Source organism: Brachybacterium massiliense, from assembly GCF_900184245.1.
Lineage (GTDB): Bacteria > Actinomycetota > Actinomycetes > Actinomycetales > Dermabacteraceae > Brachybacterium > Brachybacterium massiliense.
This window is the reverse complement of the sequence record NZ_FXXB01000004.1, coordinates 247,083-262,027: the sequence shown is the minus strand read 5'-3', so window position 1 is coordinate 262,027 and position 14,945 is coordinate 247,083. Positions and strand designations below refer to the sequence as shown.

16 protein-coding genes are annotated in these 14,945 nt (G+C 67.3%); 10 read left to right on the top strand and 6 right to left on the bottom strand.

Annotated elements, in window-relative coordinates; genetic code table 11:
* Positions 1-80 precede the first annotated feature (80 nt).
* The 6 genes from BN4251_RS02780 to BN4251_RS02755 all read left to right on the top strand — a co-directional run bounded on the left by BN4251_RS02780 (position 81) and on the right by BN4251_RS02755 (position 4,950).
* Positions 81-446, top strand: a complete 366-nt coding sequence (locus BN4251_RS02780) for an ArsR/SmtB family transcription factor (RefSeq protein WP_087483632.1) — start codon at positions 81-83, stop codon at positions 444-446.
* Between the two features lie 33 nt (positions 447-479).
* The gene (locus BN4251_RS02775) at positions 480-911 is read left to right on the top strand and encodes an arsenate reductase ArsC (protein ID WP_087483631.1); all 432 of its coding nucleotides are present in this window, start codon (positions 480-482) and stop codon (positions 909-911) included.
* Positions 912-919: 8 nt separating this feature from the next.
* On the top strand, positions 920-1,579 hold the full coding sequence (locus tag BN4251_RS02770) for an arsenate reductase ArsC (protein ID WP_087483630.1): 660 nt from the start codon (positions 920-922) through the stop codon (positions 1,577-1,579).
* Between the two features lie 528 nt (positions 1,580-2,107).
* Positions 2,108-2,611 carry a toll/interleukin-1 receptor domain-containing protein gene (locus tag BN4251_RS02765; protein ID WP_245810164.1) on the top strand — a complete coding sequence of 168 codons (504 nt, stop codon included), beginning with the start codon at positions 2,108-2,110 and terminating at the stop codon, positions 2,609-2,611.
* A gap of 454 nt (positions 2,612-3,065) precedes the next feature.
* Positions 3,066-3,842: a TIR domain-containing protein gene (locus tag BN4251_RS02760; RefSeq protein ID WP_087483628.1), complete on the top strand. Its 777-nt coding sequence runs from the start codon at positions 3,066-3,068 to the stop codon at positions 3,840-3,842.
* Positions 3,843-4,275: 433 nt separating this feature from the next.
* A complete protein-coding gene (locus tag BN4251_RS02755; protein ID WP_087483627.1) occupies positions 4,276-4,950 on the top strand; it encodes a recombinase family protein in 675 nt (224 codons plus the stop codon).
* A gap of 703 nt (positions 4,951-5,653) precedes the next feature.
* On the opposite strand, the gene BN4251_RS02750 is transcribed toward BN4251_RS02755, so the two are convergent.
* Positions 5,654-6,547: a hypothetical protein gene (locus tag BN4251_RS02750; protein WP_170931793.1), complete on the bottom strand. Its 894-nt coding sequence runs from the start codon at positions 6,545-6,547 to the stop codon at positions 5,654-5,656.
* 279 nt (positions 6,548-6,826) lie between these two features.
* On the opposite strand from BN4251_RS02750, the gene BN4251_RS02745 reads away from it, so the two are divergent.
* From BN4251_RS02745 to nrdH, 3 genes are all read left to right on the top strand, one after another.
* Entirely contained in the window at positions 6,827-7,324 is a 498-nt protein-coding gene (locus tag BN4251_RS02745; protein ID WP_087483625.1) for a hypothetical protein, read from the top strand.
* 2 nt (positions 7,325-7,326) lie between these two features.
* On the top strand, positions 7,327-8,433 hold the full coding sequence (locus BN4251_RS02740) for a C40 family peptidase (protein ID WP_087483624.1): 1,107 nt from the start codon (positions 7,327-7,329) through the stop codon (positions 8,431-8,433).
* A 74-nt stretch (positions 8,434-8,507) separates the two neighbouring features.
* Positions 8,508-8,801 carry a glutaredoxin-like protein NrdH gene (gene nrdH, locus BN4251_RS02735; RefSeq protein WP_170931806.1) on the top strand — a complete coding sequence of 98 codons (294 nt, stop codon included), beginning with the start codon at positions 8,508-8,510 and terminating at the stop codon, positions 8,799-8,801.
* A gap of 195 nt (positions 8,802-8,996) precedes the next feature.
* Here the strand turns inward: nrdH and BN4251_RS17885 are convergent, their stop codons facing one another.
* From BN4251_RS17885 to BN4251_RS18175, 5 genes are all read right to left on the bottom strand, one after another.
* Positions 8,997-9,596, bottom strand: a complete 600-nt coding sequence (locus tag BN4251_RS17885; protein ID WP_140398369.1) for a hypothetical protein — start codon at positions 9,594-9,596, stop codon at positions 8,997-8,999.
* 132 nt (positions 9,597-9,728) lie between these two features.
* Positions 9,729-9,944, bottom strand: a complete 216-nt coding sequence (locus tag BN4251_RS02730) for a hypothetical protein (RefSeq protein WP_087483623.1) — start codon at positions 9,942-9,944, stop codon at positions 9,729-9,731.
* A 240-nt stretch (positions 9,945-10,184) separates the two neighbouring features.
* A complete protein-coding gene (locus tag BN4251_RS18180) occupies positions 10,185-10,334 on the bottom strand; it encodes a hypothetical protein (protein ID WP_170931792.1) in 150 nt (49 codons plus the stop codon).
* A complete protein-coding gene (locus tag BN4251_RS17880; RefSeq protein ID WP_140398368.1) occupies positions 10,325-10,543 on the bottom strand; it encodes a hypothetical protein in 219 nt (72 codons plus the stop codon). The genes BN4251_RS18180 and BN4251_RS17880 overlap by 10 nt, the downstream gene beginning before the upstream one ends.
* 11 nt (positions 10,544-10,554) lie before the next feature.
* Positions 10,555-10,704 carry a hypothetical protein gene (locus BN4251_RS18175; RefSeq protein ID WP_170931791.1) on the bottom strand — a complete coding sequence of 50 codons (150 nt, stop codon included), beginning with the start codon at positions 10,702-10,704 and terminating at the stop codon, positions 10,555-10,557.
* Positions 10,705-10,915: 211 nt separating this feature from the next.
* On the opposite strand from BN4251_RS18175, the gene mobF reads away from it, so the two are divergent.
* The gene (gene mobF, locus BN4251_RS02725; RefSeq protein WP_170931790.1) at positions 10,916-14,902 is read left to right on the top strand and encodes a MobF family relaxase; all 3,987 of its coding nucleotides are present in this window, start codon (positions 10,916-10,918) and stop codon (positions 14,900-14,902) included.
* Positions 14,903-14,945: the final 43 nt, after the last annotated feature.

Below are 14,945 nucleotides of genomic sequence, written 5' to 3'. Positions count from 1 at the left end.
AGGCCCAGACACCTTCCATCGACGGTTATCGATGAGTACGCTATGTTCCACATCGATGACTGTCAATGTAAGGTGAGGGCATGACCACGACGACCGACACCACAGCCACCGGATTCGCGGCGAGGACCGGCCCTGTCGGGTGCTGCTCGCTGTCCGCAGGTCCGGTCGACACCGTCGATGCCGAGCGGATCGCTTCCCTGCTCAAGGCGCTGTCCGACCCCACGCGCCTCCGTCTCCTCTCCCACGTCGCCGCTCAGGGCTGCGAGTCGGTCTGTGCGTGCGATCTCACCGAGCCGCTCGGTATCAGTCAGCCCACCGTCAGCCACCACATGAAGAAGCTCGTCGACGCCGGCCTGCTCACGCGCGAGCAGAAGGGCCGTTGGGCCCACTACTCCGTCGTCCCGTCAGCCTTCGCCGAGCTCCGTGCGTTCCTCGACATCGCCTGAACCCCTCCCTCTCACCCCTGTCTGGAGACTCCCATGACCGCTCGCCCCAGCGTCCTGTTTGTCTGTGTTCACAACGCCGGTCGATCCCAGATGGCAGCCGGGTGGCTGCGGGAGCTCGCCGGGGACCGCATCGAGGTCCGCTCCGCTGGGTCCGCGCCCGCCGACTCGATCAACCCCGCAGCAGTCGAGGCCATGGCCGAGGTTGGCATCGACATCTCCCACCAGAACCCGAAGATCCTCACCCCCGAATCCGTCCAGGCTTCCGACGTGGTCATCACCATGGGGTGCGGTGACGTCTGCCCCTACTACCCCGGCAAGCGGTACGAGGACTGGAAGCTCGAGGACCCAGCAGGCAAGGGCGTCGCGGAAGTCCGCCCCGTGCGCGACGGGATCCGCACCCGCATCGAGGAGCTCATCGCCAGCCTCCTGCCCGAGCACGCCCCGACCACTCCAGCTAAGAACTGAGGACCGTGATGGCAACGCCGCGCGAGACCCCCTCACTCCTGAACGCCGAGCACGTCCTCCACCGCATCGCCGAGGACCTCTCCCGCCGCTTCACGGGAATCTTCGCCGCCGAGACGGTGGACCGGTACGTCTTCGAGTCCTATACCGCTCTGGCTCGCACCTCCAAGATCACCTCACACCTGCCCTCACTCACCGAGCGTTTCGCCCGAGACCGATTGACCGCGCTCGCACAGTCCAAGGGCGCCGCCCCGCACGATGTCCCCGAAGTGCTGCTGGTGTGCGTCCAAAACGCAGGCCGCTCCCAGATGGCAGCCGCACTGCTGGACCACCACGCTGCCGGTCGAGTGCACGTCCGCTCCGCCGGATCCGCCCCCAGCGGCGCGCTGCACCCACGCGCCGTGGAAGCCATGCGAGAAATCGGGATCGACCTGGGCTCCGCGTTCCCCAAGCCCCTCACCGACGATGTCGTCCGCGCAGCCGACGTCGTCATCACCATGGGCTGCGGCGACGCCTGCCCCATCTACCCCGGCAGACGCTACGAAGACTGGGACCTCCGGGACCCAGCAGACAGCACACTCGAGCAAGCACGCGAAGTCCGCGACGAGATCGACGCCCGAGTCCGCCACCTGCTCACCGAGATACTCCCTGCCCCGACTCCACGTAGCTGACCGCCACGACGAACAACACACAAATCAGGTGACGCTAACGGGCCCGTTCGCCTCGTTAGCAGACTGGAGACTGACCCACCGAGAGGGGTCACGCACCGCGCCGCACGTTGCGTGCCAAACTGCGGCACCCCAGCAGAACAGTTACTCGCTGGTCGCTTACGGTTCCCAATAGGGCCCAAAGGTGCACTTTTGCGCCACATCTGTCGCGCTGGGTATACCTCAAAGCGACGCATCCGGGGAGAACTCGCGGCCCGCGACCTGGGCGCGACATTTTTGTGTGGCAGGTCACCTAGAATCAGAGCTATGAGCGGATGCACAGCCCCCGATCGCGGGCACCGGACTGCCTCAGGGGCCGCGCGATGCCCGGTCCACGGTCGACGCGGGTACAGCGCCTACCCACGCCAGACCCCCCAATACCCCGCCCGGGTGCGCCCGACTCGGTCACGAGAGTCGTATGGAAGTTCGGGCGGCAGCGGTGGATCTTCCGGCGGCCGAAGCAGAGCCCCGTGGTCACCTCCAAGCTCGACTGTGACGTACACAGACGCTGAGGTTGAGGCACTAAAGCCCTACCGGAAAGTAGTCGAAGCCCGCGGCGCACGGCCCGACCTCCGCGATGTGTTCCTCTGCCACGCTTGGGACGATCGACGTCAATCGGCTATGGAGCTTCACACTCTGCTTGTAGCCGAAGGCGTGTCGGTTTGGTTCAGCGAGAAGGACATCATTCTTGGCACGCCCTTCATGCGAGAGATTGACAGGGGTCTTGCGAGGACTCGAGTAGGCCTTGTCCTGATCACTGCAGCGTTCCTACAGCGCGTAGAAAGAGGCGGAGTTTCCGACAAAGAACTGTCAGAGCTGCTATCGCGCGATCAACTAATCCCCGTTGCTCATGGCGTGACATACGACGAGGTTCGCGAGGTCAGCCCCCTTCTCGGATCCAGGCACGGTATGGACACGGCGGATGACACCTTGGAGCAGATTGCCAAGAAGATTGCCGAAATGGTAGCGGTTGAGGACGGCGTCGAAACCGAATAGCCTCCACCCCGGTGGCGACCGGACCGCGCCTAAGTGAACCGTTTATGGTACGGGCGATAGTCGGCGGCCGCGATCGAGCCGAACCGTCACGATGAGCAGGAGAATGAGAACCCCGGTGATCGCGAGGTAGCCCGCTTGCGCAGACCACTCATCGACCAGCTGGCCGATCAGCGGCGTAGCAACAGCGGTGCCGAGTGCCTTAGGTATACCTCAGAGTGACGCCTCGGTTGCCTCCCGATGGCGCAGCAGCCCCAGAGGGACTGATGCACGAGTTGGTGACACCTCAACTAGGCACATCTGCCACATTGAGCACCACCCTGCGTGACAGCGACGGCGCCGTAAGTCCCCCCGTTACACAGGTTCCGAAACGGCCGATCTGACACAGATCTGCTCGCTCGGGTATAAACAGGACTTGTGCGTCGCAGCGCAACCCGTCGACTCTTAAGGTTCTGGCATGGCGATTCTTCAACCTCCACCACCTCCCCTCCCGAAGCTGTTCATCGGCTCCTCCAGCGAGGGAAAGGATGTAGCGGAAGACCTCGAGCACTCCCTGGGCTCAACGGTCCACCCAGTGAGGTGGGACCTGGATGTGTTCGATCCCGGCAGCTTCACGCTGGAAGCGCTCCTGCAAAAGGCAGCTGAAGTGGATTTCGCCATCCTTGTTGCCACGCCAGACGACACGACCACAAAGCGCGGCACCGCCAAGCCTGCGGCGCGAGACAACATCATCCTCGAGTTCGGAATATTCGTCGGAGCCCTGGGGCGCGATCGGACCTTCATTCTCGCGGCAGGCGAAATAGATCTGCCGAGCGATCTCTTCGGCCTTACACGGCTCCCCTATCGGGACGACGTCGGCGGTGGTCTCCCAGCGGTCCGCGCAGCTGCTTACCAGGTAAAGCAAGCATTCGGAAAACTCGGACGGAGAGCCAGCGCACCGCAACCCGGCCATACCTCGCTGCCGTCAGTTGGGTCGGCGAAAGAAGATTCACGGCTCCTCGAGCGCGAAATCGCAAAACTGAAGGCAGACGCGCTGACGCAAGGCTGGGTCGTAAAAACCGACAGCGAATCAACACTTCGCCTCAGGTCGCCTCGCGGGCGCACCATCGCTATGCCTAAATCTACTCCTCGCCAAACACGAGAAGAACTACGAGATTTTGTGCGCAAGCTGCGCGGTCACGGCCTGCGCACAAGCAGTGCGTTCCAGCGCCCGCTGGATACAGCACCGTGGTGAGCAAGGCATGCTCCCTCGCCCGTAGCCCGTTGCGGAACTGCGCGCGAGGGAGCGGCACCTACCAACTCGGGCACTACCGAGAGCTCCCTTACGGGCATGCCGGGCCTCGGCCACTTCTAGTCACCCCTATGCCTAACCATGGAGGGCATCGCGCCACATGGGCCGTCCCGCCTGGGGACAGCAGGCTCAGAGCGGCTAGCCGTGACAGTCCTACGGTACTAGAGCGTGCGGACTAGCCGGAAAGACCAGCTATCGGCTAGCCGAGGACTCGACGACCCCTGTGCCGTAAACGGTCGGTAGTGGCACGCGGCCGGACGCCGGCCGCTGGCGACGATCACCGCAGGTCGGCTTGTGTCATAACGGCGCCCCATAATGTTCTGTGCCAGAAGTCCTCTGACCCACGGCATTAAGACACACGGGAAGGCGCGAGCCAATGACGCGTTACGGGTACGCCAGGGTCTCCACCGACGAGCAGAACCTTGGGCGACAGATCGACGCACTGACCGCCCACGGTGTGCTCCCCGAGCACCTGCACCAGGAGACGGCATCGGGCGCAGCGCCCCACCGCCCCGTCCTAGACCGACTCATGTCGGACGTGGTGATCGGGGGCGACACCCTGGTGGCAACCGACCTCGATCGCCTGTCCCGGCGCACGAGCCGGCTCATCCTCACCTTGGACGAGCTGACGACTCGCGGGATCACGGTGGAGTCGCTGCACGAGCGCGTAGACACCTCCACAGCTGACGGCATGTTCTCGGTGACGCTGCTCGGAGCCCTCGCGCAGCGCGAGCGGGACCGCATCAGGGAGCGCACCATGGCAGGGCTCGAAGCAGCCCGGAACCGCGGCCGCCGCCCCGGCCGTCCGATCGCCGTCAAGCCCGAGCAGTACGAGACCCTCTTGCTACTGCGCGGCCAGGGCCGGGCGTACCGAGCCATAGCCTCCGCGACGGACTCTCTGCCAGCACGGTTGCGCGCATCTGCCGCGGCGACACCCCCGGCCACGAGACCTACCGCCGGCAACAGGAGATCCAGCCCGTTCTGCGCTGACGCCGCGCCAGCCGAGCGCAACGCAGAAATGCAGTACCTCCGTACATCAGTAGTTCAGTAGCGCCGCTGGATCACCGGGCCGGACGTCACAGGTTGCATCCACGCAGGCGATGACGGTGCGCTGCCCGCACTCTTGGCAGTACCACGTCCGATGCCCGAGCGTCATCGGTCCGCCCCGCACAGGCATGCCGCCCATCCGACGAGGTACCGAGTTGAGCCGCAGCCGCAGCGTGGCGGTGTGGGCTCTCTCCAGCCGTGCGGCCCGCGCCGGAGCCATGCCTCACTCATGACGCCATGGTGCCCCGGCGGTCCGACGCCGGCCCTCGATCGGCACGGTGGGAAAGGCGCTGCCGCAGGCCGCTCCGCGCCCTTTGCCTCCGAAAGGCTGGAGGGGTGCGCTGACAGCCGTACCCGACGTCCCGTGGCAGCAGCCGGCCCCTGTCCCATTCCAGCGACCGCGGGGCCGTGCCCCGTTCCCGAGAGGGGCCCGGCTGTGAGTGCGTGCAGTAATGCCGCGATGGGTCGTTGGGCGAGCGTCATTTCACGGGCTGCTATAGAACGCCTCATGAGGCGCTTACCGACGAGACGAGCTCGCGAGACGCAAGCCTGGCGGAGGAACGCGCTCGAACTGTCTCGACGGATGACACCCGCGAGACTGCCTCAACAACCTGTAGGTTCTTAGGACTGGCCGAGCACAGGCGGTCAGAGTCGCGGTGACGTCGTTTCGTTTCGCGTCGTCATCTAGCTCTAGGAACTCCGACTTGCTATAACTCCTCACGCTGTTTCATCACCCGTTCTGCCCGCCTGCGCGTACGCAGCCCAGAATTCCGCAACTCGCGTAGCTGAGCCTCACCGACTTCGGCCACTTCGAGATAAGAGACGCCACCCGCTACCTTTACGGGCGTAAAGCCGAGCTTGTCCATTAGGTAACGCGACGACTTGTGGCCAGACCGCGCGTATAGGCGTATCGGCTTCTTGTTCTGCTCAACGATTTGCAGAAGATGTTCAACGAATGCCAAAAGCACTGCAGCACTTCCCCTCCCGCCTTCGCCCTGGATCATGCCAATGTAGAGCGCGGACGCATCGGCGGGGTCGCTGAGGGTAAGGGACGGGGACATCGCTACCCCCACATCGACAGCGCCGTCCAAGATGAGGTCTTCTCCACGCTGGGAAAGCGCAAGGAGGATGTAGTAGCCGGAAATTTCGCCGGCCGACGACGTTCGGATGCAGCGTAGCGCCCCAGGGTTCCGTTCAAGAAAGCCGTGTACCTGCTTTTCGGAATAAAAGAGCTCCGCGGGAATGTACTCTAAAGCGAGGTCGACCACGCGCTCAACATCTCCCGGACGCGGCAACTTCCCGACGCCATAGTTTGGTTTGTAATCATTACGGTCGCCCTTCGCTCTCGCTCCGGACGCGAAGGCAACATATTCGCTCGGAACTTCGCCGGAGCGCCAAATCCGCTTCCGGCGATAGTACTGCATGTAGACCATTGCAGCGAACACCATGGAGGCCCCCCCGAGAATCGACAGCGAGTCACCGATAGGCGTGTATGCCCCCCGACCAACAGCTGCGATCGTAGGCCCGAGAAGAATGAGAGCGTAAGCTGCTCCAAATACTGCGAGTACATCTTGCTTCTCGGGCCGAAGTATCCATTTCATGCCGTCTCCCGCTCATTGAAAGCTCATTGATAACATCGTCTATGTCCCTAAGCTTAGCCTCGCCCTTTCGCGACAGCCGTACCCGACGCTCCATGGCAGCACCCGGCCCCCGTCCCGTTCCAGCGACCGCGGGGCCGTGGTTTGGTGCCACGGGGGCTACGAAGGCGCGCAGTAAAGCAGTCGCTCAGTAGGCGGTTCTGGGAGAGCTGTCGTGATGGGCGCGCTTGTCTGGGCATGCGATCAATCCGAGCAGTTCCGATAGCGGCCGTCGCGCTCCTGATGGTGGGATGCAGCGGCCCGGCCGACGTGCCCGAGCCGGAGCCGACGACCAGCGAGGCCCCGGCGACCGCGACGAGCGAGCCCGCCGAGCCGGAGGAGTCCCCGACCGAGTGGGACGTGGCTCCCAGCGAGGAGGCCCCGGTGGTGCCCGGCGACGAGGGTCCGCCCGAGGCCGAGGAGGGGGACGCCGAGGAGGCCGGCACGGCCGCGCACGCGGCCGTCGAGGCGTACTTCGCCACCGAAGATCCCGACGAGTGGTGGTCGAACTTCTCCCAGCACCTCACGCCGGCCGCGCAGGAGGTCTGGCAGTACACCGATCCTCGCCGCGGGCCGGCCGGAGCCCCGCAGGGCAGCGCCGAGTACGGCTTGGTCAGTGGCACCGATGCTGAGGTCACCGTCCCGGCGACGATCGGGGACTTCCAGTTGGTGATGGTCCGCGCGGACCCCGTCGACCCGTGGAAGGTCTCGTACTTGGAGCCGCCGGAGGAGGTGGCCTGAGCATGAAGAAGAAGGCGATCGCGGCGAGCTTGGTAGTCGGTTGCGCGGCGCCGCTGGTCCTGGTTGCCGGTGCCGGTGTCGTGGGAGTCGGCATGTTCGCCGGCAGCGTCGGCAGCAACACCGCGATCTGCGCCGGTAGCTCACTGTCCGTCAGTATCGACGGGGAGCTTCCCGCGGCAGTCGGCGGGTACACACCGCGCGCGATGGAGCAGGCCGCGATCATCATGACGGTAGGGGAGGCCGAGGGGATCTCGGCCCGAGGGCAGCTGATCGCGCTGATGACCGCGATGCAGGAATCGCGTCTAGGGGATCACCCGAGCACCTTCACGCCGGACGGGAATGGTGACGCGGGAGTATTCCAGCAGCGGCAGCTCCCCGGCTGGTATGGCTCCCTGGAGGAAGTTAGCGACACCGCCTATGCCGCGAAGGTGTTCTACAAGGGAAAGACGCTCACCGAGGCGATTCCCGGAGGAGCCGGCCCGAGGGGCTATCACATTCCCGGATTGGTGAACGTGGAGGGCTGGGAGTCGCTGGCGCCAACCGTGGCCGCGCAGCGCGTCCAGCGCAGCGCGCACCCGCAGGCATACGCCAAGCACGAGCCGGTGGCGCGGGAGATCATGTCGGCCCTGTCCGGCGTGGACGTGTCGATCGACCAGGACGAGGCCGGCTCCGCGGTGTGCGGCGACGGCAGTTCCACCGCGACCGGCGACTTGGCCTTTGTGATCGAGCGAGCCCACACCACTCTGGGGCAGCGCTACGTGTTCGGTGGCGGCGGGTGGGACGGCCCCACGCGAGGCGGGCAGGACTGCTCTGGGCTGACGACGTACGCCTACGCGGCCGCAGGGATCAGGCTTCCCCGCACGGCCCGCGCGCAGTGGGCGGCACTGCGCTCCCACGCGGTCTCTCCCAGAGAGGCACAGCCCGGCGATCTCATCTTCGAATCCTGGGGACGGCTCGGCGCTGACGTGTCCCACGTCGGCATCTATCTGGGCGACGGAAAGATGATCGAGGCGAGCCGCGGCGCGGCCGTGACCAAGATCAGCGATGCCCGCCTCAGTGGTGGTCAGTTCGTGGGGATCGCCCGCGTCCCCGAGGGGTTCACCCAGTGATCCCCGATGACGCCACCACAGCGAGCACCGCCCAGCAGCCGGCCCCATCCATCCCCACCGACGAGGAGACCCCGATGAACGTCACCGTGTACACCAAGCCGCAGTGCGTTCAGTGCGACGCCACCAAGCGCGCCCTGACGAGCAACCGCATCGAGTACGAGACCGTGGACCTCACCGAGGACGCCGCGGCCCTGGCGAGGGTCAAGGACCTCGGCTACGCCCGGGCCCCTGTGGTCGTCACGAGTCAGGATCACTGGAGCGGCTTCCGGCCCGACAAGATCAAGGCGCTGGCTCCCGGCCGCAGCGCCGGCCGTGGAGGGCAGATCGGGTTAGATCCGGCAGCACCACCAGGGCGCATCGCCCTATGACCACCCCACGCCTGACGAGTTGACCCCCGTCCTCGAGGACGGGGGTCGCTGCCGATGGCCCCTGACTGGATTTGCGCGGGACCGTCCGCTGCATCGTCCCGAACGACGCCGAAGCTATTTCGCCGCAGTTATTCGAGCTGCCGCTCGCGAGCATTATCCTCGACGCCCATAGAACCAAGAACCCGCGAATATAAACTAGTCGAGAGGCACAGGAGTCTTGACGGAATCTTCCCAAACTTTCTGGAAAACGCCCAGTATTCGTTTTCTGTCACGTCGCCAGAAGAGCCTGAAATTAAGATTCCGCAACGATTCTCCGCCATATAGGTCGCGGCGCCCGAGTATGATGATCTGCTCCGGGAGTTCACGGAGGAGCAAGTTTGCGCGCCTGTTCGAGAGGTTTGAGGTGGGGGACTGATCGTCCTGCGCATCGGCCCACAGCACCCTCAGTTGTCCAAATAAATTCTCTAGTGCCACTCTCGACCTCGGAGATATGTGTAGTTTCGCTTCATCGTACGCGTCAATCATGTCGCTGAGCGCCTTTGCGGCGACGTCGTCCTGCTCTTTGCTCTTGTCGGAGCCGGGCGCATTGACGGCCACGCGATCCGTTGCGCGATGGAGTCGAGAGTATATGTCGAGGTTCTTGTCAAAGCGGCGCTCATGCCCTACTTTGCGTATGGCGAAATGCGCGGCAACAATGACGGGAATCATCGCGCCGATAGCTGTCCAAACCGGGTCCGGCACAAGGTCGGCCAAGGCGCTTAAGCTATTCCAAAGCTTATGCAGTGATTCGGGCATCTCTTACTACTTCTCCTCGATGGCTCTGTGCGGCCCTCGCGCTTCGTTTTGGTGGCCTGGGGTGTTGATCCTATCGACGCCCAGTGCTTCCGTCGCCCACTCAGCCGAGAGTCGCGCACCGCCGCTGGCCGACTAGATCGACCGGGCGATGATGGTTGCGACGATCAGTACCGGCGTGCCGATCGCAGCGCCGCCCAGGAACACGCCGCAGCCCGTCAGCATCCGGTGGCGGTGCGCGAACCCGAGTGCGAGAAGCGCGGCCACGACGATGACGACAGCGAGGCCTCCCAGTGTCCCTACGAACACGAGTAGCCCGGTCTCGCTGAGCCCCTCGATTTCACTGTCCATGACAGTCCCCCTTGGTGGCGTCGTGGTTCCTATCGTCACAGCCACCCCCGACAATGCATCACTCGGCCATACCCCTTTGCGTTCAGAGCGGGTCTGGCAGGACGCCGCAGCACCGCTCCCGCTCCGTGCGTCTTGCATAACGAGACCGCTCTAGCTTCGCTGGCGGCAGGCCCAGCAGCTCTAGGAGGTCGCCGGAACGCGGATCGGCCCCCGCGTCTGCTTGACGGGAGGAAGCGGGACTCATGTCGTCTCCTGGTCGTAGAACAGCCACCAGGAGGGTCCCGGCTGCTTCTCGTCATCCAGCGTCAGCACGGCCCATAGGCAGTCGTTGCAGTAGCCCACGGACCATTCCACCGGGCCGTCCTGGTCCAGGAGCTTATTCACGTACATGAAGTGCTGCCACTCGTTCGCCTTGGTAGCGCAACGGGGAAGATCCAGCCGCGCCAACGCCTGGTCGGCAGCTCCGGCTCGGGGTCGTACAACGCATAACGCCAGCCGTCGCACAGGTAGTCGATCGCGGCTTGTTCGCGCGCGGCGAGCCAGCGCCGCATGAACGGGTAGTCGAGCGCGGCCGGGCGGGGCACCACCGTGTTATCCACGCCCTCCCACATCACGTCTGACAGGAACGACGCAATGCCGCCCTGCCCGTCTGGACGGCATTGCGCACCGCCCCCAGCAGCGTCATCCAGTCCGGCTCGATCGGCCGGCCCTCCAGCCGGATCAGCCGTCCACGATCCTGGTAGTTGCTCTGCTCGTCCATCGCTGTCCCTTTCGTTGCCGTCTCCTTGACCAGCCGCACCGCTACAACAGCTCCCCGCTCACGCGCCCGCCACCCCTCCCTCACGACGACGAGCCGGCTCCTTCAGCGCCACCGGCTCGCTCCGCCCGCTGTGCCGCCCCACCATCCAGCCCTCCCATCAAATTCTGCTATGCACGTAAGCACTACGTGGTGGGTGCGCTACGCTGGCCGCATGCGCGGAGGGGTTCAGGTCTGGCGACGTGGTGTTGATGGCCACGGGATTCGCCACGCCACGGCCTACGCCCTCCAGGGCGGTTGCGACGCCGCCGAGGTCGAGCGCCAGGTCTCGGCCGGCGCGGATGCCGCCGCCGCGTACGGCCCCGACGACGCACCCACCGTTGTCCGGCACACCGCCCGGACAGACGGCATCCAGCGCGACCGGCTCGACGCCGAGCAGCTGCGCGCGTGGATCGACGGCGTGGACCCCGAGACCGGCGAGCAGCGCGGCCGGACGATGACTTCCCCCGACGCCCATCTGCTCTATGACGCGACGATCAACGCCCCGAAGTCCTACTCGCTGGCGGCGGTGCTGCACCCCGAGCTGCGCGAGGAGTTCGACGCTCTGATGGACCGGGTGACCGAGGAGACCGTCACCGCCTGGAGCGAGGAGCTGACCACCCGCCGCGGCGCGGGAGGGAAGCAGCGGATCGGCCTGGCGCAGGTCGAAGTCGTGACCCTGGACCACGAGCGTTCCCGGTCCCTGGACCCCCACGCGCACCGCCACCTCTGGCTCAACGCCAAGGTGCAGGGCGCCGATGGAAAGTGGTCGAACGTGGACTCACAGCAGGTGTTCCGGCACCAGGTCCTCGTCAACGCCCGCGGCGAGCTGGCAGCGCGCACCGACGCCCGCTGGAGGGCAGCGCTGGCCTCGCACGGGTACACGCTGAACGACGAGGGAGAGATCGCGGAGCTGTCTCACGTCGTGGACCCGATGAGTAAGCGCGCGGCCCAGATCGGCCGGAACAAGGCCCGTTTCGAGCGGGAGTGGAGGGCCGCGAATCCGGGCGAGGAGCCGAGCCCGCGGCTCATCGAATCGTGGGACCGGCAGGCGTGGGCGCTGGATCGAGCGCAGAAGCCCGAGGAGCTGGACGAGGACCAGTGGCGCGATCAGATGCGCCGCGAGATCGCCGACGTGGACCCCGCCGTGCTGGTCGCCCGCCCGCCGGCCCCGGTGCAGCCCCGCGAAGCACACGAGGTGGACCGGGACCAGCTGACCGCCTACGCGCTGGGTTGGACCGATCAGCGGGCCGTCCGCTCTCAGGGCAGGTTCTCCCGCGTGGACCTCCGCGCCGGGGCGACCATGGCCGTCGCGCAGGCGCAGCTGACCGCGGCCCCCGAGGAGCTGCACCGCCTCATCGGGGAGATCGAGACCCGGGCGCTACTGGAGGTCGAGTCGCTGGCTCCGGCCGACGTCCGCAGCCCCGAGGACGTGAAGACCTTCCGGCTGACCGCCGTGGGCGAGGCCCGCGCCCGGATCACCGAGCGCGCCGCCGTTCGCGCGGCAATCGGGGACCCGGCGCCCGCGCCCGTCGAGGCGATTGCCGCGGCCGTCGCCGTGGTGGACGCCGAGCGTGCCGCCGCTGGGGACGATCCGGTGCGGCTCGATGATCGCCAGATCGCCGCGGCCCGCGCCGCGGCCGGCAGCTCCCCGCTGGTGACGATCGAGGGGCCGGCAGGGGCCGGCAAGACCACGATGCTGACCGTCGCAGAGCGGGCGATCGCCGCCGAGGGACACCGGATGCTGACCGTGGCCCCGACGATGAAGGCCGCGCAGGTGGCGCAGGCCGAGATCGGTGCTGACGGCTCCAGCCTCCACGCGCTGCTGTACCAGCACGGGTTCCGGTGGCGCACCGCGCCCTCCGGGCAGACCACCTGGCAGCGCCTCGCCTCCGGGGACACCGACACGGACGGCTCGATCTACTACGGCCCGAGCGCCGCCGCACAGCTCGCCGCCGGCGACGTGATCGTCTGCGACGAGGCCGGCATGGTGGACGTGGACGCCATGGCCGCGCTGCTGACCGTGGCCGACGACACCGGGGCACGCCTGGCCCTGGTCGGTGATCCCCACCAGGTCCGCCCCGTGGGGCACTCCGGCGCTATGGCCCTGGTCCAGGCCCAGGTGCCCGAGGACGCCCGCGTGGACCTCCACTCGATCCACCGGTTCCGCCGCGCCGATGACCCCCGCGTGGCCGACACCGCCTACGCCGAGATCTCCCGTGACATGAGGACCGCGGGGACGCCCGCCAAGGCGCACGAGGTGGCCCTGTGGCTTCACGAGCACGGCCATGTGGACCGGCTCAGCGACAGCGCCGCCCAGACCGAGCAGGCCGCAGCCGCCTGGCTGACCGCCCACGGGGCCGGCGAGTCGATCGCCGTCATGGCCACCAACAACGAGACCGTGGACGCGATCAACACCGCGATCCAGGAAGCCCGGATCGAGGCCGGCCAGCTCAACACCACCACCACGACCGCCGCCGGCCGCGACGGCGCAGTGCTGCACATCGGAGACGTGGTGACCACGCGCCGGAACCACCGCGGCGAGGACTTCACCGTCGCCAACCGCGAGGTGTGGACGGTCCGGGACGTGGCCGAGGACGGCACCGTGACGCTCTCCGGTGGCATCGACCAGCGCACCGAGCAGATCCCCGCCGAGTACGCCGCCGAGAGCGTGGCCCTGGGGTACGCCAGCACCATCCACGGCGCGCAGGGCGTCACCACCCGCCGCGCCGTCACGGTCGTCTCCGACGACACCACCGCCGCCCAGCTCTACGTGGGGATGACCCGTGGAAAGCTCGAGAACCGCGCCCTGGTCGCCGGGGCCGACACCAGCGCTGTGCTGACCCAGCTCAGTGACGCGATGCTCCGAGAGCGCCACGACCTCACCGATGAGCAGCTACGCCAGCTCGTCGCCCGCGACCTCGACCGCGCCGGCACGAACGCGGAGGCCGAGCCGGCCCGGGACGCCAAGGCGTGGCGGCAGCGCCCCTACGGGGACCTGCCCGATCCGGGAGTGGTCCACGACCGCCTCACCCGCCGCCGGGACCGGCTCACCGCCACGGTCCGCAGCGACGAGAACCGCCACCACACGCTGGCCGAGAAGATCAGCGTGGAGCTGGAGCCGGCCGTGGCCGTCGCCCGCCGTGACCAGGCCGATGCCCTGACGATCCGCACCGCCGAGAAGCGGCGTGAGATCGCCCAGCGCCAGCTGGAGGAGGTCGGCGCGCGGCTGGAGAAGTCCCGCAAGCAGCTCGGACGCATCGACCACCACCTGTCCGGTCTGGCCGAGGAGATCGAGACGCGGACCGTGATGGACCCCGAGCAGGCCCGCACCGAGCAGCGCGCCCGTGAGCACGCCGCGATCTACGAGCCCGCGAAGCCCACCGACTCGCTGCGCCGGCCCTTCGGTCTCGCCGCCAGCCTCACCAAGGAGCAGGCCCGCATCCGCGCCGAGCGCGACGAGGCCCGCACCGTCATCGCCCGCGCGTCGGCCGAGCAGAACAGCGCCGGGGCGCACACCGCCGACATGCGCCGCGAGGCCGAGCAGGCAGCAGCCGCCGCCCGCGCCGCCCAGCAGCAGATGGACGCCGCGGCCGAGCAGGCAGTGCGGGAGCACGCGACGACCCTCCGGGCCGAGCTGACCGCACTCCAGCAGGCCCGCGAGGCGGCAGCATCGGCCGGGATGCTGCGCCGTCGCGGTGCGCAGCGTGCCGCCGCCGAGGTCGAGGAACGCTTCATCGCCGCGCACGGCACCGTGCCCGAGGAGACCGCGGCCGAGACCTGGGTGCAGGCGACCGCGGCCGAGGCCGCTCACCGCACCGTCAGCGCGGCCGGCCTCCCGGCCCGCGTGGAGCAGGCCACGGCCCAGGCCGCGCGCGCTCAGGCCGAGGTCGAGAAGACCGACCGCACCGAGGTGTCGCTCGCGAAGTCGATCCACACCGCGCGCCTGGACCTCACCGACCTAGACGCACAGGAGAACGAGCTGCGCCAGGAGGCGAAGGTGCGGCGCGAGATGCCCGAGGGGCCGGCGGCGAAGGAGAACCGCCAGCGCCACGCCCGCGCCCGCCAGAGCACCCCGACACCCGCCCAGCCGCACACCGCGCAGCCGGAGGGGCCCTTCCAGGACGAGGACGCACAGCGCCCCTCTCGCCCGCTGCGCTGACAGCCGGCCCCACAAAGAAAGGCCGGGGCATTTGCCCCGGCCT

What these genes read in the sequence shown, in the direction of transcription:
- BN4251_RS02740 (WP_087483624.1), top strand. Translation starts at nt 7,327, where the DNA reads ATGAAGAAGAAGGCGATCGCGGCGAGCTTGGTAGTCGGTTGCGCGGCG.
- BN4251_RS18175 (WP_170931791.1), bottom strand. Translation starts at nt 10,704, where the DNA reads ATGGACGAGCAGAGCAACTACCAGGATCGTGGACGGCTGATCCGGCTG.
- BN4251_RS02775 (WP_087483631.1), top strand. Translation starts at nt 480, where the DNA reads ATGACCGCTCGCCCCAGCGTCCTGTTTGTCTGTGTTCACAACGCCGGT.
- BN4251_RS17885 (WP_140398369.1), bottom strand. Translation starts at nt 9,596, where the DNA reads ATGCCCGAATCACTGCATAAGCTTTGGAATAGCTTAAGCGCCTTGGCC.
- BN4251_RS02780 (WP_087483632.1), top strand. Translation starts at nt 81, where the DNA reads ATGACCACGACGACCGACACCACAGCCACCGGATTCGCGGCGAGGACC.
- BN4251_RS02760 (WP_087483628.1), top strand. Translation starts at nt 3,066, where the DNA reads ATGGCGATTCTTCAACCTCCACCACCTCCCCTCCCGAAGCTGTTCATC.
- BN4251_RS02750 (WP_170931793.1), bottom strand. Translation starts at nt 6,547, where the DNA reads ATGAAATGGATACTTCGGCCCGAGAAGCAAGATGTACTCGCAGTATTT.
- BN4251_RS02730 (WP_087483623.1), bottom strand. Translation starts at nt 9,944, where the DNA reads ATGGACAGTGAAATCGAGGGGCTCAGCGAGACCGGGCTACTCGTGTTC.
- BN4251_RS02745 (WP_087483625.1), top strand. Translation starts at nt 6,827, where the DNA reads ATGGTGGGATGCAGCGGCCCGGCCGACGTGCCCGAGCCGGAGCCGACG.
- BN4251_RS02770 (WP_087483630.1), top strand. Translation starts at nt 920, where the DNA reads ATGGCAACGCCGCGCGAGACCCCCTCACTCCTGAACGCCGAGCACGTC.
- nrdH (WP_170931806.1), top strand. Translation starts at nt 8,508, where the DNA reads ATGAACGTCACCGTGTACACCAAGCCGCAGTGCGTTCAGTGCGACGCC.
- BN4251_RS18180 (WP_170931792.1), bottom strand. Translation starts at nt 10,334, where the DNA reads ATGTACGTGAATAAGCTCCTGGACCAGGACGGCCCGGTGGAATGGTCC.
- mobF (WP_170931790.1), top strand. Translation starts at nt 10,916, where the DNA reads ATGCGCGGAGGGGTTCAGGTCTGGCGACGTGGTGTTGATGGCCACGGG.
- BN4251_RS02755 (WP_087483627.1), top strand. Translation starts at nt 4,276, where the DNA reads ATGACGCGTTACGGGTACGCCAGGGTCTCCACCGACGAGCAGAACCTT.